At 70.7% G+C, this 23,209-nt stretch carries 24 protein-coding genes and 1 tRNA gene; 2 read left to right on the top strand and 23 right to left on the bottom strand.

What is annotated here, in order from left to right; all coding sequences use genetic code 11:
* Window positions 1-124: 124 nt before the first annotated feature.
* Complete coding sequence (locus tag WD794_11225) at window positions 125-1,015, bottom strand: ATP-binding domain-containing protein (GenBank protein MEX2290881.1); 891 nt, start codon at window positions 1,013-1,015, stop codon at window positions 125-127.
* Between the two features lie 229 nt (window positions 1,016-1,244).
* Between WD794_11225 and WD794_11220 the strand changes: the two genes are divergently transcribed.
* Both WD794_11220 and WD794_11215 read left to right on the top strand, forming a co-directional pair.
* Entirely contained in the window at window positions 1,245-2,294 is a 1,050-nt protein-coding gene (locus tag WD794_11220) for a hypothetical protein (GenBank protein MEX2290880.1), read from the top strand.
* 17 nt (window positions 2,295-2,311) lie between these two features.
* Window positions 2,312-2,385: transfer RNA gene (locus WD794_11215), tRNA-Pro, on the top strand.
* A 44-nt stretch (window positions 2,386-2,429) separates the two neighbouring features.
* Here the strand turns inward: WD794_11215 and WD794_11210 are convergent.
* From WD794_11210 to WD794_11105, 22 genes are all read right to left on the bottom strand, one after another.
* A complete protein-coding gene (locus WD794_11210; protein ID MEX2290879.1) occupies window positions 2,430-3,023 on the bottom strand; it encodes a group I intron-associated PD-(D/E)XK endonuclease in 594 nt (197 codons plus the stop codon).
* Window positions 3,024-3,274: 251 nt separating this feature from the next.
* Complete coding sequence (gene der, locus WD794_11205) at window positions 3,275-4,627, bottom strand: ribosome biogenesis GTPase Der (GenBank protein MEX2290878.1); 1,353 nt, start codon at window positions 4,625-4,627, stop codon at window positions 3,275-3,277.
* Window positions 4,624-5,319 (bottom strand): lysophospholipid acyltransferase family protein, encoded by a 696-nt coding sequence (locus WD794_11200; GenBank protein ID MEX2290877.1) that lies wholly within the window; start codon window positions 5,317-5,319, stop codon window positions 4,624-4,626. Before WD794_11200 ends, der begins: the two co-directional genes overlap by 4 nt.
* Window positions 5,319-6,023 carry a (d)CMP kinase gene (cmk, locus tag WD794_11195; protein MEX2290876.1) on the bottom strand — a complete coding sequence of 235 codons (705 nt, stop codon included), beginning with the start codon at window positions 6,021-6,023 and terminating at the stop codon, window positions 5,319-5,321. The genes WD794_11200 and cmk overlap by 1 nt, the downstream gene beginning before the upstream one ends.
* Window positions 6,024-6,065: 42 nt before the next feature.
* The gene (locus tag WD794_11190; GenBank protein MEX2290875.1) at window positions 6,066-7,160 is read right to left on the bottom strand and encodes a prephenate dehydrogenase; all 1,095 of its coding nucleotides are present in this window, start codon (window positions 7,158-7,160) and stop codon (window positions 6,066-6,068) included.
* Between the two features lie 3 nt (window positions 7,161-7,163).
* On the bottom strand, window positions 7,164-7,526 hold the full coding sequence (aroH, locus tag WD794_11185; GenBank protein ID MEX2290874.1) for a chorismate mutase: 363 nt from the start codon (window positions 7,524-7,526) through the stop codon (window positions 7,164-7,166).
* Window positions 7,527-7,554: 28 nt separating this feature from the next.
* On the bottom strand, window positions 7,555-8,301 hold the full coding sequence (locus WD794_11180; GenBank protein ID MEX2290873.1) for a pseudouridine synthase: 747 nt from the start codon (window positions 8,299-8,301) through the stop codon (window positions 7,555-7,557).
* A 7-nt stretch (window positions 8,302-8,308) separates the two neighbouring features.
* Window positions 8,309-8,887, bottom strand: coding sequence for an SMC-Scp complex subunit ScpB (gene scpB / locus WD794_11175; GenBank protein MEX2290872.1), 579 nt, complete (start codon window positions 8,885-8,887; stop codon window positions 8,309-8,311).
* Window positions 8,884-9,672, bottom strand: a complete 789-nt coding sequence (locus tag WD794_11170; GenBank protein ID MEX2290871.1) for a segregation/condensation protein A — start codon at window positions 9,670-9,672, stop codon at window positions 8,884-8,886. Before WD794_11170 ends, scpB begins: the two co-directional genes overlap by 4 nt.
* Window positions 9,665-10,348, bottom strand: coding sequence for a hypothetical protein (locus tag WD794_11165; protein MEX2290870.1), 684 nt, complete (start codon window positions 10,346-10,348; stop codon window positions 9,665-9,667). The genes WD794_11170 and WD794_11165 overlap by 8 nt, the downstream gene beginning before the upstream one ends.
* A gap of 18 nt (window positions 10,349-10,366) precedes the next feature.
* On the bottom strand, window positions 10,367-11,191 hold the full coding sequence (locus WD794_11160) for a ParA family protein (GenBank protein ID MEX2290869.1): 825 nt from the start codon (window positions 11,189-11,191) through the stop codon (window positions 10,367-10,369).
* A 417-nt stretch (window positions 11,192-11,608) separates the two neighbouring features.
* Window positions 11,609-12,550 (bottom strand): site-specific tyrosine recombinase XerD, encoded by a 942-nt coding sequence (gene xerD / locus WD794_11155; protein ID MEX2290868.1) that lies wholly within the window; start codon window positions 12,548-12,550, stop codon window positions 11,609-11,611.
* Window positions 12,547-13,662: an alanine dehydrogenase gene (gene ald / locus WD794_11150; GenBank protein ID MEX2290867.1), complete on the bottom strand. Its 1,116-nt coding sequence runs from the start codon at window positions 13,660-13,662 to the stop codon at window positions 12,547-12,549. Before ald ends, xerD begins: the two co-directional genes overlap by 4 nt.
* A 434-nt stretch (window positions 13,663-14,096) precedes the next feature.
* Window positions 14,097-14,561 carry a GNAT family N-acetyltransferase gene (locus WD794_11145; GenBank protein MEX2290866.1) on the bottom strand — a complete coding sequence of 155 codons (465 nt, stop codon included), beginning with the start codon at window positions 14,559-14,561 and terminating at the stop codon, window positions 14,097-14,099.
* Between the two features lie 211 nt (window positions 14,562-14,772).
* A complete protein-coding gene (locus WD794_11140) occupies window positions 14,773-16,305 on the bottom strand; it encodes a tripartite tricarboxylate transporter permease (GenBank protein ID MEX2290865.1) in 1,533 nt (510 codons plus the stop codon).
* Window positions 16,306-16,310: 5 nt separating this feature from the next.
* A complete protein-coding gene (locus tag WD794_11135; protein MEX2290864.1) occupies window positions 16,311-16,832 on the bottom strand; it encodes a hypothetical protein in 522 nt (173 codons plus the stop codon).
* Complete coding sequence (locus tag WD794_11130) at window positions 16,825-17,880, bottom strand: tripartite tricarboxylate transporter substrate binding protein (GenBank protein ID MEX2290863.1); 1,056 nt, start codon at window positions 17,878-17,880, stop codon at window positions 16,825-16,827. Before WD794_11130 ends, WD794_11135 begins: the two co-directional genes overlap by 8 nt.
* A gap of 5 nt (window positions 17,881-17,885) precedes the next feature.
* Window positions 17,886-19,082, bottom strand: coding sequence for a CoA transferase (locus WD794_11125; GenBank protein ID MEX2290862.1), 1,197 nt, complete (start codon window positions 19,080-19,082; stop codon window positions 17,886-17,888).
* Window positions 19,079-19,564 (bottom strand): MaoC family dehydratase, encoded by a 486-nt coding sequence (locus tag WD794_11120; protein ID MEX2290861.1) that lies wholly within the window; start codon window positions 19,562-19,564, stop codon window positions 19,079-19,081. The genes WD794_11125 and WD794_11120 overlap by 4 nt, the downstream gene beginning before the upstream one ends.
* On the bottom strand, window positions 19,561-20,715 hold the full coding sequence (locus WD794_11115; protein ID MEX2290860.1) for an acyl-CoA dehydrogenase family protein: 1,155 nt from the start codon (window positions 20,713-20,715) through the stop codon (window positions 19,561-19,563). Before WD794_11115 ends, WD794_11120 begins: the two co-directional genes overlap by 4 nt.
* Window positions 20,712-22,817, bottom strand: a complete 2,106-nt coding sequence (locus WD794_11110) for an FAD-dependent oxidoreductase (GenBank protein ID MEX2290859.1) — start codon at window positions 22,815-22,817, stop codon at window positions 20,712-20,714. Before WD794_11110 ends, WD794_11115 begins: the two co-directional genes overlap by 4 nt.
* Window positions 22,818-22,857: 40 nt before the next feature.
* The gene (locus tag WD794_11105; protein MEX2290858.1) at window positions 22,858-23,199 is read right to left on the bottom strand and encodes a DUF3870 domain-containing protein; all 342 of its coding nucleotides are present in this window, start codon (window positions 23,197-23,199) and stop codon (window positions 22,858-22,860) included.
* Window positions 23,200-23,209: the final 10 nt, after the last annotated feature.

Genomic DNA, 23,209 nt, shown 5'->3' with positions numbered 1-23,209 from the left:
CCCAGTGTTGATCTTGCGGCTGCTGGATCCGCAGCGGACACGCCGGCGCGTCTGCTGCGAATCCAGCATCCAGAAGATCAACTGCCGACGGCCCCCCGCACGAGAGGTGCCGCTCTGCGACGTGTCAGCCGGCGAGCTCGCGCGGGAGGTCCTCGCTGTGCAGGACCAGCAGCGAGGACACCGCCCGGGTCAGGGCGACGTAGAGCAAGCGCAGCCCGTACTGCCCACGGGAAGCGATCGCAGCCGGCTCGAGCAGGACGACGGAGTCGAACTCCAGCCCCTTCACCAGGTCGGCCGGCACGAGGGCGACCTGTCCGGCGGGGATCCCTTCGCCGAGCAGCTCGGCGCCGACCCCGTCCGCAGCGAGCTGCTCGCCCGCAGCCGTCAGCAGCGCCGCGCCCGCCGCGACGACGGCTACCGAACCCGACCCGGTCCGCTCCCGTACGGCAGCGGCCGCGTCCACGACGAGAACGCTCGTACGGCGCAGCTCGAGCGAGTCCGGCGCCGACCGCAGGGATGCGGCGGGGGCGATCCCGGGCGCGATGTGCGGCAGCAGCCGGTTGGCCAGGTCGAGCACCTGGCGAGGCACCCGGTATCCGGTGTTCAGCACCTCGAGCCGGCCGGAGGGCTTGCCGAGGTGCAGCAGGACGTCGGACCAGTTGCCCGGGGCGCCCGGCGTCGTCCCTTGCGCGAGATCGCCGAGCACGGTGGCGCTCCCGGTCACGCAGCGTCGGCCGATCGCCCGCAGCTGCATCTGCGACAGGTCCTGCGCCTCGTCGACGACCACGTGCGCGTAGCCCGAAGAGCGCTCCAGGAGGTACGAGGCCTCGTCGAGCAGCGGCAGGTCGGCGCGCGACCAGCGGCCGGGAGCGCCGCCGCCGGCCAGGTCGTCCGGCTCCTGCTCGGTGAGCACGCCTGCGGCGGCGCGGGCCAGCAGGTCCCGGTCGCCCAGCACTGCGGCGACCAGCCGCTCGGCGGTCACGGGTGGCCACAGCGCGTCGACGTACCCGCGCACGACCGGGCTGCGCGCCAGCTTCTCGACCGCACGCTCGCTGGTGGCGATGCCGGCGTCCTCCTGCAGCCGCAGCAGCGCCGGCGAGGGCGCCCGCCAAGGCGGCCCGACCGGCCGACCACGGCAGGCCGCGGCCGCGCACCGCCCGCTCGAACTCGCGTACGTCCTCCGGCTGCAGCCGCCAACGGCGCGATCCGACCGTGAGCACGAGCGACTCGCTCGCCCGCGCAGCGTGCAGCCACAGGACCCGCTCGAGCACAGTCGCGACGCGGGCGTCTCCCTTCACCTGCGCCTCGGCGGCGCCGGCGATCCGGCGTACGGGGACGGGCGGAGCGAGCTCGTCCGGAGTCGCCTGCGTCACCGCGACCTCCCCGAGGGCCGGGAGCACCTCCTGCACGTAGGACAGGAAGGCGCGGTTCGGGCCGACGACGAGCACTCCCGTGGCGGCCAACCGGGCGCGGTGCGCGTAGAGCAGGTAGGCGGCCCGGTGCAGCCCGACCGCTGTCTTGCCGGTGCCCGGAGCGCCCTGCACGCAGACCGTCTGCTCGAGCGGCGCACGCACCAGGACGTCCTGCTCCGGCTGGACGGTCGCGACGATGTCGCGCATCGGACCGCTGCGCGGCCGCTCGATCTCCTGTACCAGCAGCGCGCTGACGGAGCCGCCGGCGGTGAGGCGGTCGTCTTCGTACGCCGTGAGGGTCCCGTCCCGGAACCCGAAGCGGCGGCGCAGCACGATGCCCTGCCGGTCGCGCGCCGATGCGCGGTAGTAGGCCCCCGCGAGGGGAGCGCGCCAGTCGAGCACGACCGGCTCGCCGTCCTGCCCGCTGACGTGCCGGCGGCCGAGGTGGAAGACCTCGTCGGACTCGGTGTCGAGGCGGCCGAAGAACAGCGGCGTGACCCCGTCGTCGAGCAGCTGGTCGAACCGACGGGCCAGGCTGGCGGCGAGCGCCCGCGTCGTCAGCTCGTCGTTGCCCCAGGCGCTCTGGGTGTCGAGGAGGGTGCGCGTGTGCTCGCGCATCCGTCGGAGATCGGCGCGGGCGCGCACCAGGTGCGCCCGCTCGGCGGTCAGGACGTCGTCGGGCATGCCGGAGCCTCAGGTCAGCAGGTCCCGGCGCGGGGTGCCATCGCTGGGGGCCCACCTACCCGGCAGCAGCCGGGGCGGGGTCGGGCGGAGCCGACGACCGTACTCGCTCAGGGCGAGGACGGCCAGCAGGATGTGCTCAGCCCGGCAGGAACGCACGCAGCAACGGCGCTGCGGAGCCCTTGGGGGTCGTTCCGCTAGGCTCCTGCCGTGCACCACGGGCTGTGGCGCAGCTTGGTAGCGCGTCCGGCTGGGGGCCGGAAGGCCGCAGGTTCGAATCCTGTCAGCCCGACGCAGTTCTCGAGGGCCTCGCGCACGCGCCGGGCCTTCGCGCCTTCAGGAGCCGTTCGACGCCGTGAGCCCCTCGACTGCGAGTCGAGGGAGTCGGTAGGCGTCGTACCGGCGGACGTAGATCCGCGCGTGGCCGTCGAGAACGTGCACCGGGATCATGTACACGTTGAGCTCCGGATCGACGATGCCGAAGAAGTCGATCTCGTCCGACGTGTACCATGCCCGCTCGGACGACGAGCTGTGGGTGATCATGCACGACCACGTGCCGTCGACGCGGTGCGTGGTCGTCTTCACCTGCACCCGCTGAATGGTGCCGGTGTCCACGAGTAGGTCGTAGATGGCGGGCTCGAGCGGCCACGAGACCTTGTAGCCGGCGAGGGCACACGCCCCCGCAACGATGTAGGCGCCCGACGCCCGAAGGTGCTTCAGCTCGGGAGCCGCGGTGAAGGGGTCCGCCGGCAGTGCAACGGACGGGTCGGACAGCCCGCTCATGTCGAGACCGAGTCGGGCGGCGTGCCGCCGAACCGTCGCCCGCGCCGACCCGGAGTTCTGCGCGAAGCCGAGTGCCCCCAGAACCTCAGGCCAGGATCGCCCCGTGGCGACAGCGGCACGCAGCTGCTCGTCCGTCCACGTCCTCATGGTGAAATGCCCATAGTCGATTCTGAGTTCGTCGCACGCCTTGCGCAGCTGGCGTCCCTGGTGCGCTGATCGAGAGCCTGCGGCCCGCAGCACCGCGCGCCACGACCGGTTCGCCCCCACCAGATCACGCAGACCCTGCTCGGTGAGCCCAAGGGGGAGTTGCTGTTGGAACAGACCGGCTGGTTGCACAGGACCTCCAAGATGCGATGACGACGTCGTCATCGTCCCGCTCGGGTCCGACAGTTTCGCCGCTACCGCTTGCCCTTCTCGCGGACCTTGACGCTGACCTCGATGGGGCTGCCGGCGAAGCCGAAGTCCTCGCGCAGCCGGCGCTCGATGAAGCGGCGGTAGCCCGCCTCGAGGAAGCCGCTGGTGAACAGCACGAACCGCGGCGGCCGGGTTCCAGCCTGGGTGGCGAACAGGATCTTGGGCTGCTTGCCGCTGCGCACCGGCGGCGGCGTCCTGGCGATCAGCCCGCCGATCCAGGAGTTGAGCTTGCCGGTGGAGATGCGGGTCTCCCAGCCGTCCAGCGCGGTGTGCAGCGCCGGCGCCAGCTTGTCGACGGCGCGACCGGTCAGCGCCGAGACGTTGAGCCGGGGCGCCCACTCGACCCGGGCCAGCTCACGGTCGATCTCCTTGGCCAGCTGCGGCCGGCGGTCCTCGTCGACCAGGTCCCACTTGTTGAACGCGATGACCAGCGCCCGCCCCGCCTCGACCGCCATCCCGATGACCCGCTGGTCCTGCTCGCTGATCGGCTCGCTCGCGTCGAGCAGCACGACCGCGACCTCCGCCGCGTCGATGGCCGACTGCGTCCGCAGCGAGGAGTAGTACTCCGCTCCGGAGGCGTGCGCCACCCGCCGGCGCAGTCCCGCGGTGTCGACGAAGCGCCAGGTCTCCCCGCCGACCTCGACCATCGAGTCGACCGGGTCGCGGGTCGTCCCGGCGACCTCGTCCACCACGACCCGCTCCTCGCCGGCCAGTCGGTTCAGCAGCGAGGACTTGCCGACGTTCGGGCGGCCGACCAACGCGACCCGGCGCGGCCCGGCCGGCTCGTCGAAGCGCTCGGCCGGCGTCTCGGGCAGCGCGTCCAGGATCACGTCGAGCAGGTCCCCGCTCCCCCGGCCGTGCAGCGCGGACACGACGTACGGCTCACCCAGGCCCAGCGACCACAGCATCGCGGCATCGGCCTCGCCGCGCTCGTCGTCGACCTTGTTCGCGACCAGCACGACGGGCTTCTTGGCCTTGCGCAGCACCCGAACCACCGCCTCGTCGGCGTCGGTCGCTCCGACGGTCGCATCCACGACGAACAGCACGGCATCGGCGGCACTGACCGCCACCTCCGCCTGCGCGGCGACCGCCTTCTGCAGCCCGACGGCGTCCGGATCCCACCCGCCGGTGTCCACGACGGTGAAGCGCCGACCACGCCACTGCGCGTCGTACGTCACGCGGTCCCGGGTCACCCCCGGCACGTCCTCGACGACGGCCTCGCGGCGGCCGAGGATGCGGTTGACCAGGGTGGACTTGCCGACGTTGGGCCGGCCGACCACGGCCAGCACCGGTTGCGGGGTCAGGTCCTCGCTGTCGGGGGACGGGTCCTCGGTCATGCCGGCTCCTCGGTGCTGCTGGGCTGCTGGGTGCTCTGCAGATGGCCGAGCAGCGCCAGGCGCAGCTGCTCGGCGGCGGCGCGGACCGTACGGCGTGCGCGCGGGTCCCCGACCGGGTCGACGGTCACCGGTGGGCCGAAGACCACGCGCACCGGGGCGCGCAGCGTCGGGACCGTCCTCCCTCTGGGCAGCGCGGCGCCGGTGCCGAGCACGGCGATGGGGACCACCGGGGCACCGCTGCGCAGCGCCAGATAGGCCAGCCCGTCGGTGATCTGGTCGAAGCCGCCGCTGCCCCGCGTCCCCTCCGGGAAGACACCGAGAGCGCCGCCGCCGGCCAGCTGCGCGAGACCGGCCTGCAGAGCGGCGCGGTCGGCCTGGCCGCGATGCACCGGGATGAGCCCGAGCCACCCGCAGGCCCGCGCCCACGGCCCCACGAAGACCTCGGACTTGGTGAGCAGGCCGGCGGGCCGGGGGCTGACGAAGAAGACCAGCGGGCCGTCGAGGATGCCGCTGTGGTTGCCGGCCAGCAGGACGGGACCGTGTGCCGGTACGTGCTGCGCGCCCTCGACCGTCAGGCGCAGCACGCTGCGGGCCAGCCCCGTGCCGACGAGGCGGACCCCGGCGCGTACCGGCGGCTTGAGCGTGCCGGTCGCGCGGCGGCGGGCGGTCGCCGGCGGGACGACGGCGGTCATCAGGTCCGGCCGGCGGTCAGACCCGCACGTCCGGCAAGCTGCAGCACCCGCTCCACGACGGCGTCGGCGTCCAGTGCGCTGCTGTCCAGGTGCACCGCATCGTCCGCCGCCTGCAGCGGGCTGGCGGCCCGGGAGCTGTCCAGCCCGTCCCGCCGCGCCAGGTCGGCAGCCACCTGCTGCACGACATCGGTCCCACCCGGCGCGATCCCGGTGTCGGCGTCGCCGGCCCGGCGGCTCGCCCGGACCTCCGGCGACGCGTCGAGGAAGACCTTCACCGGGGCCGAGGGGAAGACGGCGGTGCCGATGTCCCGGCCCTCCAGGATGGCTCCGTCGGCGCCGGCCAGCTCGCGCTGCAGGGCGACGAGGTGGGTGCGGACAGCCGGCACGGCACTGACCGCACTCACCGCCGCGGTGACCTCGGGCCCACGGATCAGGGCGCTGACGTCCTCGCCGTCCAGGGTGGTGGACGGGGCGTCGGGATCGGTGGACACGGCGATGCGGGCGCGCTGGACGGCGACGGCGACGGCGGCCGCGTCGGCCAGGTCGGCGCCGGCGCGCAGGACCGCCAGCGTCGCGGCGCGGTAGGTCGCGCCGGTGTCGACGTAGCGCCAGTTCAGGGAGCGGGCCAGCCCGCGGGCGACGGTGCTCTTGCCGGAGCCGGACGGCCCGTCGAGCGCGATCACCCGGGTCGTTCCTGTCGGCACGGTGCTCCTGAGGTCGAGGGGGGCCGCCAGCCTAGTTGCGGCTCAGCCGCCGGCCACCTTCCAGCCGGCGGCCGTCAGGGCCCGCCGGGCGTCCGTCTGCTCGGACAGCAGGACCAGCAGCTCGATGACACCGGTGGGCCGACCGGGCAGGTGCTCCACCCGTACGTCCTCGACGTTGATCCCGGCCAGGGCAGCGCTGACCAGGACACCGGCCAGCTCGCCGGGGCTGTCGGGCACGACGACGCAGACCGGCACGAAGTCCCGGTCGTGCTCGCCGCGCTTGCGGGGCACGAGGGCGCGGCCGGCGTTGCCGCGCCGGAGCAGGTCCTCGACGACCGCGGCGTCAGGGTCCGGGCCGGAGTCGGAGTCGGAGTCGGCGTCGGAGTCGGCGGCCAGTCGGTCCAGCGCCCTCGCGGCGGCATCGATCTCGTCGGCCAGCAGCCGGACCAGCGGGGCGACCGCCGAGGCGTTCTGGCGCAGCACGTCGATCCACAGCCGCGGGTCGCTGGCGGCGATGCGGGTGGTGTCCTGCAGCCCGGGGCCGGCCAGCTCGAGGCCGCTGCCCGCGCGGGCCAGGACGGCAGCGACCGCGGAGGCGGCGACCTGCGGGAGGTGGCTGACCAGCGCGACGGCGGCATCGTGCTGCTCGGCGGGCATGACCAGCGGCTCGGCGCCGCACTGTTCGGCGAGCTGTCGGGTCGTCGTCAGCGCCGCCGCCGAGGTCGCCTCGTCCGGACACAGCACCCACGGGCGGCCGACGAACAGCTCGGCGGAGGCGGCCTGGGGCCCGGACTGCTCCTTGCCGGCCATCGGGTGGCTGCCGCAGACGCGCGTCAGGTCGACACCGGCAGCGCGCAGGTCGTCCTGCACCGCCCGCTGGACCGAGGCCACGTGGCTCACCGTCGCCGCGCCGGCAAGGCCCGCCACGACCGAGGCCACGGCTCCCGGCGGACAGGCCACCAGGCAGTGCGAGAAGCTCTCGCGGCCGTCCCAGCGTCGGCCGGCGCCGCGGTCGGTCGCGACGTCGACGGCCGCGGCGTCGGGGTCGCTCAGCAGCACGTCGGCCTGTCCGCGCAGCGCCAGCCCGACGGAGGTGCCGATCAGACCGGTGCCGACGACGAGCAGGTCAGCGGGCACAGGTCACCGCGGCAGGTCCGTCCGCAGGGTGGCGGCGCCCCGCAGGTAGACGTGCCGGACCTCGGCACGCGGCCGGTCCGTCTCGACGTGGGCGAGCAGGCGCAGCACCCGTGGCATCGCGCCCGGGACGGCGATCTCGCCGGTGCACAGCAGCGGGACGTCCACCAGACCCATCTGCCGGGCGGCGTAGGCCGGGAACTCCGCGGTCAGGTCCGGTGTCGCGGTGAAGACCACGCTGATCAGATCGTCGGGCGACAGGGCGTTGCGCGCGAGAACCTCCTGGAGCAGCTCGGTCGTCGCGTCCAGGATCTGTTGGCGGTCGTCCGCCTCCACCTGCGTCGCCCCGCGCACCGCCCGCACCGCCATACGGACACCCTAGCCAGCCGATGTTGCCCTACATGCCCACCAGACTGAACAGGCCGGCCAGCTCCTCGCGGCTCAGCGCCCGGATCCGACCCGGCTTCTGCGCCCCCAGCTGCACCGGGCCGACCGCCGTCCGGACCAGCTGCTGCACCGGGTGACCGACCTCGGCCAGCGCGCGGCGCACGATGTGCTTGCGCCCCTCGTGCAGCACCACCTCGAGCAGCAGCCGATTCGAGGTCGAGTCGACGATGCGGAACGCGTCGAAGCGCACGATCCCGTCGTCGAGTTCGACGCCCTCACGCAGCCGCCTACCCACCCCCTTCTCCATCGGTCCGAGCACCTCTGCCAGGTAGGTCTTCGGCACCTCGTACGACGGGTGCGAGAGACGGTGGGCCAGCTCGCCGTCGTTGGTCAGCAGCAGCAGGCCTTCGGTGTCGGCGTCCAACCGGCCGACGTGGAACAGCCGCTCGACCCGGTCGGCCACCAGGTCACCGACGGTGGGCCGACCCTCGGGATCGGTCATGGCGGTGACGTAGCCACGCGGCTTGTTCAGCGCCAGGTAGACGTTGCCCGGAGCGGTGTTGATGCGCATCGTGTCGACCCGGATCACGTCGGTGAGCGGGTCGACCCGGCGGCCCTGCCCGAGCACGACCTCGTCGTTCACCGACACCCGGCCGGCCTCGATCAGGGCCTCGCAGGCGCGGCGGGAGCCGACGCCGGCGGCCGCCATCACCTTCTGCAGGCGGATGCCGTCGGCGGTGCCGTCGGAGTCGGTCATGGGATCCTCACGGGGGGCTGGATGCCTCGTCGAGCTCGGAGAGCTCGGGCAGGAGCGGCGCGAGCGCGGGCAGCTCGTCGAGCGACTGCAGGCCGAGCCGCTCCAGGAGCAGCGGCGTCGTGCGGTACAGCGTTCCGGCGCTGTCCGGGTCCTGGCCCGCGTCGGCGATCAGCCCACGGGCGAGCAGGGTCCGTACGACGCCGTCGACGTTGACGCCGCGCACCGCGCTGACCCGCGCGCGGGTCACCGGCTGACGGTAGGCGATGACGGCGAGCGTCTCCAGCGCCGCCTGCGTCAGGCGGGCCTGCTGTCCGTCCAGGACGAACCGTTCGACGTACGGGGCGCAGTCCGCGCGGGTGTAGAGCCGCCAGCCGCCGGCGACCAGACGCAGCTCGAAACCTCTGCCGGCATCGGCATACTGCTGCGCCAGCGCCTGCAGCACCCGCTCGACCTCGACGGTGGGCCGCTCGGCGACCTGCGCGAGGGTGGTCGCCGGCACCGGCTCGTCAGTGACGAGCAGCACCGCCTCGAGGACGGCCGGCAGCTCCACCGGCTGCGGGTACGGCTGGCTCACGTGCTCGGTCATCGGCTCTCCTCCTCCGGCACGGGCTCGCCGGTCCAGCGCACGTGCAGGTCTCCCAGCGCCTCGACCTGCTCGAAGCTGACGAGCCCCTCGCGGTACAACTCGAGCAGGCCGAGGAAGCGGGCGACCACCTCCAGCGTCCCCGCACAGTCGGCGGTCAGTGACCGGAACGACCCGCTGCCGGCGCGGCGCAACCGCTCGCGCAGCAGCGCGGTCTGCTCCGGGACGCTGACCGTCCCGCCGTGCGCGTGGTCGACGGCCACCTCGGGCTCCGGCCGCGGCGCGAGCGCCCGGGCGGCCAGCGCGGCGAACTGCTCGGGGCCCAGGCCGAGCAGCACCTGGGGCAGCAGGCCGGCGAAGCGCGGCTCCAGCGACACCGACCGTGGGTAGCGGCGCGACTCCCCCGCCAGCAGCTGCGCCAGCTGCGCGGCCGCCTGCTTGTAGGCGCGGTACTGCAGCAGGCGGGCGAAGAGCAGGTCGCGCGCTTCGAGCAGCGCCAGGTCCTCCTCGTCCTCGACGGCCGCCGACGGGAGCAGCCGCGCGGTCTTGAGGTCGAGCAGCGTCGCCGCGACGACGAGGAAGTCGGTGGCCTGCCCGAGGTCCCAGGAGCTGCCGAGGGCCCGGATGTGGGCGAGGAACTCGTCCGTCACCTGTGACAGCGCCAGCGTCGTGACGTCGAGCTGGTGCTTGGCGATGAGCCCCAGGAGCAGGTCGAACGGCCCCTCGTACTGCTCGAGGTGGACGCTGAAGACGGGGATCGGCGCCTCGTCCACCAGCCTGCTAGCCACCCGTGACGAGGCGGACGAACGGCCCCGCGAGGATGTCGAGCAGCGTCGGCAGCAGCGGCTGCGGTCCGCCGAGCGGGATGAGCAGCAGCGCCAGCAGGATGGCGACACCGATGTTGCGCTCGACCAGGTGATGCTCAGCCTTCTGCCAGCCGGCCGAGCGCGGCGCGAGCCCGAACAGCAGCCGCCCGCCGGGCAGCGGCGGGATCGGGACCAGGCTGAGCAGCCCCGTCATCAGGTTGGCCAGGCCGAACAGCAGCAGCACCCGCGGCACGAGGTCGCCGCCGATCCCGGACTGGAGCAGCCGGCTGGGCCCCACCAGCGCGACGACGCCGCCGGCATCGGTGGAGACCAGTCGCAGCGCAGCCAGTGCGGCCGTCCCGACGACCAGGTTCGCAGCGGCGCCGCTCAACAGCACCCGGATCATGGAGTTCCGCTGGCGGTGGTCCGGCGGCTCGACCTGCTTGGACCAGCCGATCCCGACGATGGCCGCGGACACGGCACCGAACGGGTCCAGCTGCCGGCGGGGGTCCGGCGCCGTGCGCCCCTCGACCGCCGGTGTCCGGTCGCCGGCGCGGGCGGCCACGACGGACTGGACCCAGCCGTGCAGGGTCACCGCGACGACGAAGGACACCAGCAACAGGGCCAGCGAGCCGGGGCTGCCCAGGGCATACAGCACGTCAGCGCTCTCGGGCGGTCATCGCGCGAGCAGCTCCTTGGCCAGCTCCCGGTAGGCCGTCGCACCCGCGGACTCCGAGGCGTACGTCGTGATCGGTTCGCCGGCGACCGTGGTCTCGGGGAAGCGCACGGTGCGATTGATGACGGTGTGGAAGACCCGGTCACCGAAGGCCTCGACGATGCGGGCCAGCACCTCGCGACCGTGCAGGGTCCGCGAGTCGTACATCGTGGCAAGGATGCCCTCGAGCTCGAGCTCGGGGTTGAGCCGCTCGCGGATCTTCTCGATCGTCTGGATGAGCAGCGCGACGCCGCGCAGCGCGAAGAACTCGCACTCCGACGGGATGATGACGCCGTGCGCAGCGGTCAACGCATTGACCGTCAGCAGGCCCAGCGAGGGTTGGCAGTCGATCAGGATGACGTCGTAGTCGTCCACGATCGGCCCGAGTGCGCGGGCCAGCGTCTGCTCGCGGGCGACCTCGTTGACCAGCTGCACCTCGGCGGCGGACAGGTCGATGTTGCTGGGCAGCAGGTCCAGGCCGGGCACGCCGGTCTTGAGCAGCACGTCGTCGGCGGCGACGCCGGGCTGCATGAGCAGGTTGTAGACGGTCTGCTCGAGCGCGAGCGGGTTGACGCCGAGGCCCACCGACAGCGCTCCCTGTGGGTCGAAGTCGACGAGCAGGACGCGGCGACCGAGCTCGCTCAGCGCGGCACCCAGGTTGATGGTGCTCGTGGTCTTGCCGACCCCACCTTTCTGGTTGCACATCGCCAGGATGCGCGCCGGACCGTGCTTCCTGAGCGGCTTCGGGTCGGCGAAGACGGGCTTCCTGCGGCCGGTGGGGCCCACGCCGGCAGCGCGCGCACGGGCCTCGCTCGCCGGAATGGTGCCGTCGTGGGACGGCTTCGCCCCGGCCACCGTCTTGGCGGCCTCGGCAGCGCTGGACAGATCCCGTGCCGGCCGCGCTGCCTTCTTCGTGGCTGCTGCCTTCGCCGGCGTCGCCTTCGCCGGCGTCGCCTTCTGCGCCGGCGCTGTCTTCTGCGCGGGCGCTGTCTTCTTCCCGGGGGCCGCCACCGTGCGCGCCGACGCCGCTCGCGGTGCCCGGCCGCTTGGGCGGCCGCCGGAAGTCGACTTGGGCATGGGTCTCCAGATCGCGTCGCCGAGGCAGTGGGCGCGACAACTCACGTCGGCGCAGACCGGCACGGTGTCGGGCGGGACTCTACGGGGAGCGGGCCCTACGGATCAACGCGCTCGGGGCCAGCTATCTCAGGAACGGGCCCGGGGGTGCGCCGTGGCGTAGACCTCGCGCAGCCGGTCGACCGTCACCAGGGTGTACACCTGCGTTGTCGTGACGGAGGCGTGCCCGAGCAGCTCCTGGACGACCCGGACGTCGGCGCCGCCGTCCAGCAGGTGGGTGGCGAAGCAGTGCCGCAGGGTGTGCGGCGAGACCTCGCCCGGCACCCCCGCCCGGACGGCGGCGGCCCGCAACACCGTCCACGCGCTCTGCCGCGACAGCCGGCCGCCACGGGCGTTGAGGAACAGCGCCGACGTCCCGGCCCCGGCCGCCGACAGCCCCGGCCGCGCCCGCACCAGGTAGGCCTCCACCGCCCTCCCGGCACAGCTGCCGTACGGCACGACCCGCTGCCTGCCGCCCTTGCCGGACAGCCGCACCAGCCCGACGTGCCGATCGAGGTCGTCGACGTCGAGCCCGACCGCCTCGGAGATGCGGGCACCCGTCCCGTACAGCAACTCCAACAGCGCGCGATCGCGCAGCCCGAGCGGCGTGTTCGCGTCCGGTGCGGCGAGCAGCGCCTCCACTTGGATCACGCTGATCGCCTTGGGCAGCCGCCGCGCCGGAACCGGCGGGCGGACCTCGCGGGCGACATCGACGTCGGTCCAGCCCTCGCGGAGCGCGAAGCGGTGCAGCCCGCGCACGGCGACGACGGCCCGCCCGGCCGAGGACGCCGACAGCGCCGGGTGCTCCGCGTCGCCTGCACGCAGCGAGGCGAGGAACTCCGCCACGTCGGCCTCCGTCACCTCGCTCAGCCGGCCCCTGCCCGTGGCGCCCAACCAGCCGACCCAGCGGGTCAGGTCGCGCCGGTAGGACGCCAGCGTGTTCGCCGCCAGCCCGCGTTCGACGGCGAGGTGGTCGAGGTAGACCTCGACAGCACGGCCGGCGGGGGGTTCGAGGGGGGTGCGGACGCTCAGCGCAGCACCTCGGACAGCTCGGCGACCGGCAGCCCGTGCGCCGCCCCGACGGCGGGGTGAACCACCGAGCCGCCGACGGTGTTCACGCCGAGGGCCAGCGCGGGGTCGGCGCGCACCGCGGCGGCGAGCCCCCGGTCGGCGATCTCCACCGCGTACGGCAGCGTGACGTTCGCCAGCGCGTACGTGGAGGTGTTGGGTACGGCGCCGGGCATGTTCGCGACGCAGTAGAACAGGCACCCGTGGACCTCGAAGACCGGGTCGGAGTGCGTGGTCGGCCGGCTCGACGCGAAGCAGCCGCCCTGGTCGACCGCGATGTCGACGAGCACCGCGCCGGGCTTCATCGCGGCGACCAACTCATCGGATACCAGCGTGGGTGCCTTGGCGCCCGGCACGAGCACGGCACCGATCACCAGGTCGGCGGCGAGCACGGCCCGCTCCACCTCGAAGGTGTTGGAGGTGACGGTCTGCAGGTGGCCGTGGTAGATCCGGTCGACCTCCCGCAGCGGGGCGACGTTCCTGTCGAGCAGCAGGACCTCGGCCTGCATGCCGAGCGCGATGGTGGCGGCGTTGCGACCCGAGACGCCGGCCCCGAGGACGACCACCCGGCCGGCGTGGACCCCCGAGACGCCGCCCAGCAGGACTCCCCGGCCGCCGGCGGCGCGCTCCAGGAAGTGCGCGCCGGCCTGCGGCGCCATCCGGCCGGCGACCTCCGACATCGGCGCGAGCAGCGGCAGCGAGCGGTCCGGCAGCTGCACCGTCTCGTACGCCACGGCGGTCGTCCCGGCCGCCAGCAGGGCATCCGTGCACGCTCGGGAGGCGGCCAGGTGCAGGTAGGTGAACAGCACCTGGCCGCGGCGCATACGGGGATACTCCTCAGGCACCGGCTCCTTGACCTTGAGCACCAGCTCGGCCTCGGCCCACAGGTCGTCGGCGGAGCCGATGATGACGGCACCGGCGGCGATGTACTCCTGGTCCGGGATAGAGGATCCGACGCCGGCGTCCTTCTCGACCTGCACGGTGTGGCCGTGGGCAACGAGTTCCTGCACCCCGGCCGGGGTGATCGCGACGCGGTACTCGTGGTCCTTCATCTCGCGGGGGATGCCTACACGCATGAGCCGCATCTCCTGTAGATGCAGGTCAGAGCGGGCGACAGCGTGAGTGTCGGGAACCCAGAAGAACCCACAGGAACGGCGAATGGCTGACAAACCCTCGACAATTCTTGGGGCGCGCTGCCGACCGCAGGGCTGGACATGCGGCCAGAGTAGGGGTCAGCCGATGGGCTTCGTCCGCAAGCAACAGTCCGTCAGCGGTGTCCCGCGCATGAGGCTCGGCCGACGGGACTACTCCTGCGGCGCCGCAGAGCCAGTACCGTGGGGCCCGACCAAGATCTTCACGCCTGGTGATCTTTTGGTTGCTGGATCGGCAGCGGACACGCCGGCGCGTCTGCTGCGAATCCAGCATCCAGAAGATCAACTGCCGAGGAGCCGCCGCACAAGAGGTGTGATGGGAGCCAGCACGCCGTCCGGTCGAACGGCGTGTTCCGGGATCACACCAAGAACCTGCCACCCTGATCGCGCGTACAACTGCTCGGCTGGGCTGCCGGTCTCAGTGTCGAGCTGCAGCAGCCACCTGCCTTGCCACGATGCCGCCTGCTCGGCCGTGCCAGCCACCTGCCTTGCCACGATGCCGCCTGCTCGGCCGTGCGCATGAGTTGCCTTGCGACTCCCCCGTGGCGCGCCGAACGATGCACGATCAACTTGGCAATCTCCGCCCGGTGTTGCCCGTTCGGCAACCTGGCCGGGTGCAGTTGCACGACGCCGACCGCAGGGCCTGCCTTGGCCAGCCGCGCCACCCAGGTGTCGGCATCGCGCAGCGACTCCCGCCAGAAGTTCTCAGCCTCTTCGAGCCTGACCCCGGCCAGGAAGCCCAGGCAGGCCCCGCCTGCTACGGCATCCACAAGAAGGACTGCAAGATCGGAGACGTCGTCCTCGGCTGCAATCTCGATCAGCACGCCGTCACCATGTCACTCGGACTCTTGGCTGCGCACCCTGTCTTACCTACGGCGTCGTACGTCAGCGCTGCTGGGTCTTGACCCCGTGCTGGACGCCTACGCGCATGATCCGGCCCAGGCCTTTACCCAGACCGTCAGCAGCAGGCGTCGGTGACACAGGGGCCGGGCACAGGACATCCTGGCCGGCGCGTTCGGTGTCCACCGCACCCCGTCAGCGGACATCGAGGGAATCGGCGACAGCCTGCTCCCCTGTCCGGCCCCGAGCCCGGCGCAGGCGTCCGACGGAGACGACGGCAACGACGACCAGCCCGGCCAGCAGGAAGCCCAGGGAGATCGGCCGCTGCACAAAGATGCTCCAGTCCCCCTGCGAGGCAGCGAGCGCCCGGACGAGGTTGGTTTCCAGGATCGGACCCAGGATCAGTCCGAGGACAACCGGCGCCAGGGGAATCCGTGCTGCCAGCAGCAGCGCCGCGAGCAGCCCGGCGGCGAACATCACCCAGACATTGAAGATGTTACTGCCGATGGCGAAGGCACCGATGACGGAGAAGAACGCGACTGCTGTGGCCAGCGCGGCGTGCGGAAGGCGGAGCACCACGGCGAACTGCCGGACGAAGACGATGCCCGCGACCAGCATGAACAGGTTGACGAGCATGAATCCGGTAAAGATCGAGTACACCAGGACGGGTTGCTCCACGAACAACAGCGGCCCCGGACGTAGCCCCTGCAGTGTCAGGGCTCCCAGGAAGACGGCCGCAACGGCGCTGCCGGGGATGCCGAGCGCGAGCGTCGGGATCAGGGAGCCACCGACGTTGGCGTTGTTCGAGGCCTCTGCCGCCATGAGGCCCTCCAATGACCCCTTCCCGTAGAGGTCCTTGCGCTTCGACGCGCGGCGCGCCGCCGCATAGCTGATGAAGGGCGTCGTCTCGGGTCCGACCGCGGGCAGGACACCCAGCCCGACACCGATAGCGGACGAGCGCCCCAGGTTCCATCCGTTGCTCCGCACGTCCCGAAGCGAAGGGAGACGCCGGCCCGGCGCCATGGACACCGACTCCCCCGGGCGGTAGTCAGACCTGGTCAGCGCTGCCAGCCGACCCGCCTCCGTGATGCAGAACACGCCGATGAGGACGGGGACGACCCCCAGGCCGCCTGCCAGCTCGAAGCGGCCGAAGACGTACCGCGCAAAGCCGAACTCAGGGTCCAGACCGACCAGACCCAGCGACATGCCCACGAAGACCCCAGCACAGGAGTGCAGGAGGGAGCCGTCGAGGAGGAAGACGACCACGATCAGCCCGAACAGCACGAGAGCCACATACTCGACAGCGCCGAAGCTCAGCGCGAGCCGTGCCAGCAACGGTGACAAGCTGAAGAGGGCGACCCCGGACAGAAGCCCGCCGATCCCGGAGGCGAAGGCTGCCGTCCCCAGCGCGAGACGGGCCTGCCCGCGCTGCGTCAGCGGGTACCCGTCCCACGTCGCCGGGATGGACGCCGGAGTGCCGGGGATCCGTAACAAGATGGCCGTGATGGCACCGGCGTAGATGGCGCCCGCGTAAACACCCGTGAGCATGATCATCCCCGTGCTGGGATCCAGCACGAAGGTCACCGGAACAAGCAGCGCGACACCCAGCGTGGCGGTGAGACCCGGAATGGCTCCCACCAGCACCCCGAGCAGGACACCGACGACGGCGGCGGCAAGGCTGACCGGTTGCAGGGCCAGCAGGATGCCTTCGAGCAGCGCGCCGTCCACCAGGCTCAGCCCCGCAGCCCGTAGAGGAAGTCGGCGACCAGCCTGTCCGCCACACTCTGCGGCATCGCGATGTTCAGCACCACCTGTAGCAGTGCGAAGATCATCAAGGTGACCGGCACAGTGCCGGCAGCCCAGGCCCAACGGCGCTTGATCCCGAGCAGGGACAACGAAGCAGCCAGTGCCGCGATCGTCGAGCCGAGGAAACCGGCTGCCAGCAACGCGATGGGGTACAGCAGCCAAATACCAAAAAATGCTGACACACGAGCATCGAAAGTCGGCTTCGCCGCAGGTGAGGACTGCGACGGGAGTGACTGACGGTTCTTGAGCGCCGAGAGGGCCAGTAGGACGCTGGCCCCCCCGAGCACGACGAGCGGATGACCCCGCGACGTTTCCGGAAAATCAAGCGTCCTCAGCGTGAGTACGGCCGCCCCGGCTGCCAGGACGAGCCCGGCCACCACCGCAGGAGGGGCATACCGGGCCAGGACGTCCGTCGGATGTCGACCGTGCGCGCGGTCCGGGTCACCCATTCCCCGCTTCCTCCAGCACCTTCGGCAGCTCCTCGAAGACGGAGGCATACAGCTCCCGCGCCTGCTCGATCCCGGCTGGGTCGAGTGGTGCACCGACCTCCTCGAACTGCTTGACCGCGGCGTCGCTCTGCAGGACTTCCAGGAACTGCTGAGCGAGGTACTCCTGGAAGTTGCGATCCATCCCGGCAGGAGCCACGAGCATGCGACCTGCCCCGAAGGTCTTGTCGGGGACGTCGATGTCGACGTCGCTCATGGTGGGGACGTCGGGCAGGGCCGCGTATGCAGTGTTGTCGCTGATCGCGATCGGCACCAGATCACCGCTGTCGATGAATGCCTGTACCTCACCGTAGAAGGCATTCGTGATGTCGATGTCCCCGCTCAGCAGAGCTGTGACACCGGGCTTTCCCCCGTCGAAAGGCACGGTGGTGAACTCGGCGCCCGACTGCTGCGACACCACCTTCGTGAACACGTCGAACGTCGTGTTCGGCACCACTCCGACCCGAAGGTCTCCGGGATTCTCCTTCGCCTGGGCCAGGATCTGCTTGTACTCCATGTCGGCCAGCTCGGAGTCGGCCCGCACAACCTGCACGACCGGCTCGAACGCGATGTAGGCCAGCGGCGCCAGATCGTCTTTGCCGAAGGTGGCATCGCGGAGCGTGATGTCGAAGAACAGGAAGTCCACCGCGATGACGCCCAGCTCGTACCCCTCGGGCTTGGCCTGCTTGGCGAGGTACGTGTGGCCCACCAGCCCGCCGGCGCCCTCGCGGTTGACGACGCGGTACTTGTCGCCGATCACCTCCTCGGCGGCGGCCGCGAGCGCGCGCGCGGTGACGTCCATACCACCGCCGGCCGGGTAGACGACATTCAGCTCCACAGGCCGCTGCGGATATCCTTCGGGGGCCGCGGCAGCCTTCGACGCCTGCCCGCTTCCGTCATCGTCCGCAGATGTTTCGCCGACTTCGGCGCAGCCGGTCGAAAGGAGTACTGCAGACAGCGCCAACGTGCCGAGCCTGAGGAGCATGAGCTTCCTCTTGACGTGCATGGACATGGTTCTCAACCTTTCGTTGGGATGACACCAGCGGACTTAAGATCTGAGATCTCGGTTGCCGTCATCCCGGCAACCGAAGCGAGCACCTCCTCCGTGTGCTGACCCAACGAGGGACCGCGCCGCGGCACCACCGGCGGCCCTGCGCTCACCAGGGGTCCAGGACTGCGGACCTCGCCGAACTCCTCATGCGGGAAGCTCACCGTCCGGTCGGCATATCCCGGCGCGCAGAAGGCTTCGGACACCGTCCGCACGGGAGCGCTGGGCACCCCGTGGGCAGCAAGTCGCTCCAGCCAGTGCGCTGCCGTGCCCGTCGTGAAGACGTCCTGCAGGTCGCTCGTCACCACCTGCCGGTTGCGTAGCCGCTGCGAAAAATCAGCCCGGTCCGGCGCATCCATCCACTCCGGACGACCGACGGCAGCTGCCAGGCGAGGCCAGAACGCCTCTTTGTTCACCATCACCATGATGGGGCGGTCCAGGCAGTCGAACAGCTGTGACGGCACGAGGGATGGGTGCGCGGACTGAGCCAACCTGGGCGTCTCGTAGCCGCGGGTCAGCTGCCATGTCGCCACGTAGTTGAGCAGGCTGGCTGCGGTGTCCTGCAGCGAGACGTCGACATCTCCGCCACGACCCTTCTCGCGCGCCGAAAGCACACCCGCCAGCAGGGACATCGCGCTGGAGATGCCCGCCGCGAAGTCGATGATCGACACGCCCGCCTTGACGGGCGGACCGCCCGGCTCTCCCGCCAGGCTCATGATTCCCGACTCCGCCTGCAGCATGTAGTCGAAGCCCGCGTCGTTCGACCTCGGGCCGTCTCTCCCGAATCCGGTCAGGAAGGCGCACACGATCCGGGGGTTCACGTCGCAAAGCAATTCGTATCCGAGACCGAGCCTGCGTGCGGCATCGCCACGGAGATTGGTCAGCACGGCATCGGCACGTGCCGTCAGGCGGCGAAACGTGTCGGCGCCGAGCGGGTGCGCGAGGTCGAGCGCGACACTCCGCTTGTTTCGGTTGAACGCCTGGAAGAACAGGCTGTCGTCACCCGTGTCCGTCGTGAACGGTGGGACACTCCGCCCATAGTCACCGCCTTCCGGCGGTTCGATCTTGATGACGTCTGCGCCCATGTCGGCGAGATGCAGACCGGCGTAGGGGCCAGCCCCGTACTGGTCCACCGTCAGCACACGGAGCCCGGTCAGCAGAGTCATCGTTCCCGGCCCTGGACCCTGCTCAACGGCACCAGGATGTGGCGACGGAAGACCAGAACCGTCTCGTCCCGTTGATTGTTGGCGCGCGTCTCTACATAGACGATGCCGTTCGCGGCGTCACTGCTGCTGACACGCTTGTCCAGGACCTCGGTCTCGGAGTAGAGCGTGTCGCCGTGATAGGTGGGGGCGAGATGCCGAACCTGCTCGTAGCCCAGGTTGGCTACAGCCATCCCGCTGATGTCGGCGACCGACTGGCCGACCGACACGGACAGAACCAGAACGCCGACCACGAGCTGTTGACCGAATCGCGTCTCAGCTGCGTAGGCGGCGTCGATGTGCAGGGGATGCTGGTTCTGGGTGAGCAGGGAGAACGAGAGGTTGTCATACTCCGTGATCGTCCGTCCCGGCCGGTGGGCATAGATCGCTCCCACCTCGAAGTCCTCGTAGGCACGGCCGTAGCGCTGCTCGATCCGGCTGCTCACGGCTGTCCCCCCTTGAGCAGGGCGCGGGCGATGACGAGGCGCTGGATCTCGCTCGTTCCTTCCCCGATGAGCATCAAAGGTGCGTCGCGGTAGAACCTCTCGACAGCGAACTCCTTGGTGAACCCGAATCCGCCGTGGATCCGCATTGCTGTCAACGCGTTCGAAGCTGCTGTCTCGGAGGCGAAGAGCTTGGCCATCCCTGCCTCCAGGTCGGCGCGCTCACCGCGGTCCATCTTCTCGGCAGCACTCCTGGTGAGCAGCCGCGCGGCGCGAAGGTTCGTGGCCATGTCCGCCAGCTGGTTCTGCACGGTCTGATGCTGCGCAATCGGCTTTCCGAAGGTCTCTCGCTGCTGGGCGTAGGCGAGCGCGTGCTCGAAGGCGGCCCTGGCGACGCCGACAGCACGTGCCGCCACGTTCACCCTGCCGAGCTCGAGGCCGGCCAGAACCTGAGCGAAGCCCTCGCCTTCACGCCCCCCCAACAGCTTCGAGCTGTCGGCGCGGTATCCGTCAAGCACGATCTCGCTGGTCTCCACACCCTTGTAGCCGAGCTTGTCGTGATCTCGCTGCACGTGGTAGCCCTCGCCATGCTCAGCGATGAAGAGGCTGATCCCTTTTCGTGCGGGCTCGGCCGACGGGTCGGTCTTGGCGGCGAGAATCATGCCGCTGCCATGCCTCCCGTTCGTGACCCACAGCTTGCTGCCGTTGACGACGTAGGCGTTCCCGTCACGCACGGCGCTCGTGCGGATCGCTGCAGCATCGCTGCCAGCGTCTGCTTCGGACAGACCCAGTGCGCCGCGGAAGTGGCCACTGGCCATGCGCGGCAAATAGTCCTGTTTCTGCTCAGGGGTCCCGAACCGGCCGATGATGAAAGCCATGATCAGGTGGCTGTTGATGACGCCCGCAAGGCTCATCCAGCCAGCGCAGAGTTCCTCGACGACCTGCGAGTAAGCGAGCGTGGAGACACCTGAACCGCCGTACTCCTCCGAGATGGTCAGGCCGAAGAAGCCAAGGCCCGCCATCTGTTCCACGAGCTCGTGCGGGTACCGATCGGAGCGCTCGTACTCGCTGACGACAGGGACAACTTCTTCCCTGACGAACTCGCGGACCATGCGTACCAGGTCGCCGGCATCCTCCTCGGCAGCCTTACTCATGCCTGACCTTCAGAAACGACGAGGTCGCCGAGAGCGACGACAGCGCGTCGTGCTTCTTGCGTGACGGCGACATAGTCCCGCGGTGCTGAAGCGTCACCGATCACGATGGTGCTGCCCGGATTCGTGGACGCCGTGGCAGCGTAAGGACCGGCGCGCACGACCGTCCCCACTGGGCATATCACCCGCTCACGACCCGAGAAGACATGGACCCCGGTCAGCTCTCCGGCCTCGACGCGCTCGGGCACGACCTGCGTGTGGATGTCGATCTGCTGTTGGTCCAGGCGTCGCAGCAGACCAATCCTGCTCACGAAGGCCACCCGCCGGGCGACAGCTTCGCGCCGCGTCACCAGATGGACCTTCGATCCGGAAGCGGCCAGTGCCGTGGCGATCGCGTAGACCGGCTCCTCCTCCATCTCGTCCACGATGACGATCGGCCCCACGAGCTCAGCCCGGCGCTCCCAGGCTTCCTGAAGCGAGATGGGTGCAGCTCCTGGGAGAGGAGCCACCACGGGCGATCCGCCGGTGGCGTCGATCACCGCGGCGTCCGCCTCCCATGCCCGCTTCCTGTCGCTGTCGACAGCGTCGTCGAGGTAGACCCGGGCCCCCGCGTCCTTGGCCGCTTCCAGCAGCCATTCCGCTGCCGCGCCCATGCGCTCACGGCCCGGCACGGTTGCCTCCCAGGCCAGGCGTCCACCCGCCTGGGAGCCCGCCTCGTGCAACTCGACGTCGTGTCCCAGCGTCGCCGCGACCCGGGCGGCTTCGAGTCCGGCCGGTCCCGCGCCGATCACGTGCACGGAGAGACGGCGCGACTCAGGCAGCTCCGCAAGCGGCGCCGTCACCGACTCGCGGCCCGTCTCCGGCGCGTACATGCAGGCCACCGCACGTCCGGTGTGGATGTAATCCCAGCAGATGTTGCAATACGTACACGGTCGCGGACGCTCCCCGCGTTCAACGCGCACCACGAACTCCGGATCGGCCAGCCATGCCCGCGACATGCCGACGAAGTCCGCCACACCAGTGTCGATCAACCCGCTGGCGGTCTCCACGTCGGGGATCTTCGCCAGTGCCATGGTGGGAATGCCGTCAGCGACCTCCCGGACACCAGCCGAGAGGTGCGCGAAGGGAACGTCGGGAAATGCCATGTCCGGGACGTGGTACTCGAGGCTCGGACTGAAGTTCGCCTGGCTGACGCCGAGGTAGTCAGGCCGCTGCTGCTCGGCCAGCAACGCCACGATCCGCTGAGTCTCGTCGAGATCCAGCCCGTTCGGCACGTACTCGTGGGCAGTGAGCTTCAGCCCGAGGATGAAGTCATTGCCGCACCGGTCACGGATGCCCGCGATGATCTCGATGAGCATCCTGGTCCGGCCGGCGGTGTCGCCGCCGTAGGCGTCGGTTCGCCGGTTGCTGGACGGTGACAAGAACTGCGTGATCAGGTAGCCGTGTGCTCCGTGCAGCTCGATCCCGTCGAAACCGGCCCGCTGCAGGTTCGCGGCCGACTGCACATACCCCCTGACCACCTCCGCGATCTCCGTCGCTGTCACGGCGTGCGGCGTAGAACCGCTGTAGGGGTCGCGTTCGCCGGACGGGGACCAGGGCTGGAGCGAGGGATTCCACAGAGCCTGTCGACCGACGTGCCACAGCTGGCCGACGACCGCTCGGCCGTGCGCGTGCACCGCGTCGGCGATGCGAGCAAAGCCCGCGATCATGCTCTCGTCGTAGGCGAGCGGGACGGTGCCGTTCGGCACCGAGGTGCGATGGACCGACAGGCCCTCCGTCACGACGAGTCCGGCACCGCCTCGGGCGCGTGCCTCGTAGAAGGCGACCTGTGCGTCGGTGACCTGCAGGTTGTGTCCGAGGTTGTTCACCGTCGCGAGGAACGCAACCCTGTTCGACAGGGTCGTGCTGCCAATCTTGATGGGTGTGAGTGCCGAGCGGGACGCCACGTTCCAACCTTTCGTAGACGGAGCACAGCGAGAAGCTGCACCGCTGTCTACGGGCGGGTCGTATGCGCTTGCAAGCGCAGGGCCCACCAGGGAACGGTGTATCCGGCGTGTCGCACGTCCGGGCTGCGCCAGTAAACGCGTCGCGCCTTGTCGCGTCAAGCAGCAGAGAAAGCCCGGGCCGTGCTACTCGCTGGCCGAACTATTGGCTGTCGCTGACGCCCCGCCCGCCGTGGGAGTACCGGCGACACAGGTCCCTGTAGGCGCCGACGATGGCCTTCTGGCCGTTGCCGATGTAGTTCTCCTCGATCGTGCGCACGAAGTCCTCGTCGTCCCCGGCGCTGCCGAGTGTCCGCCCCTGCAGATTCTCCCTCACGAACTCGTCGGCCACCCTGGTGGCAAGCGACGTAGAAACATCAACGACAAGACTCGTCCGTCTCTCGACCTTCACGATGATCGTGAGGTGCCGGTGCAGGACGCCAGCGCCGGTCGTCTGCGGTAGCTGTGCATACCCTGCCACGATGACGTGAGGCAACAAGGTCATCACGTGATCC

Source organism: Mycobacteriales bacterium, from assembly GCA_040902655.1.
In the GTDB taxonomy this organism is placed as follows: domain Bacteria; phylum Actinomycetota; class Actinomycetes; order Mycobacteriales; family SCTD01; genus SCTD01.
Note: the sequence above shows the minus strand (reverse complement) of the source record. Positions and strands in the feature narration are given on the sequence as shown.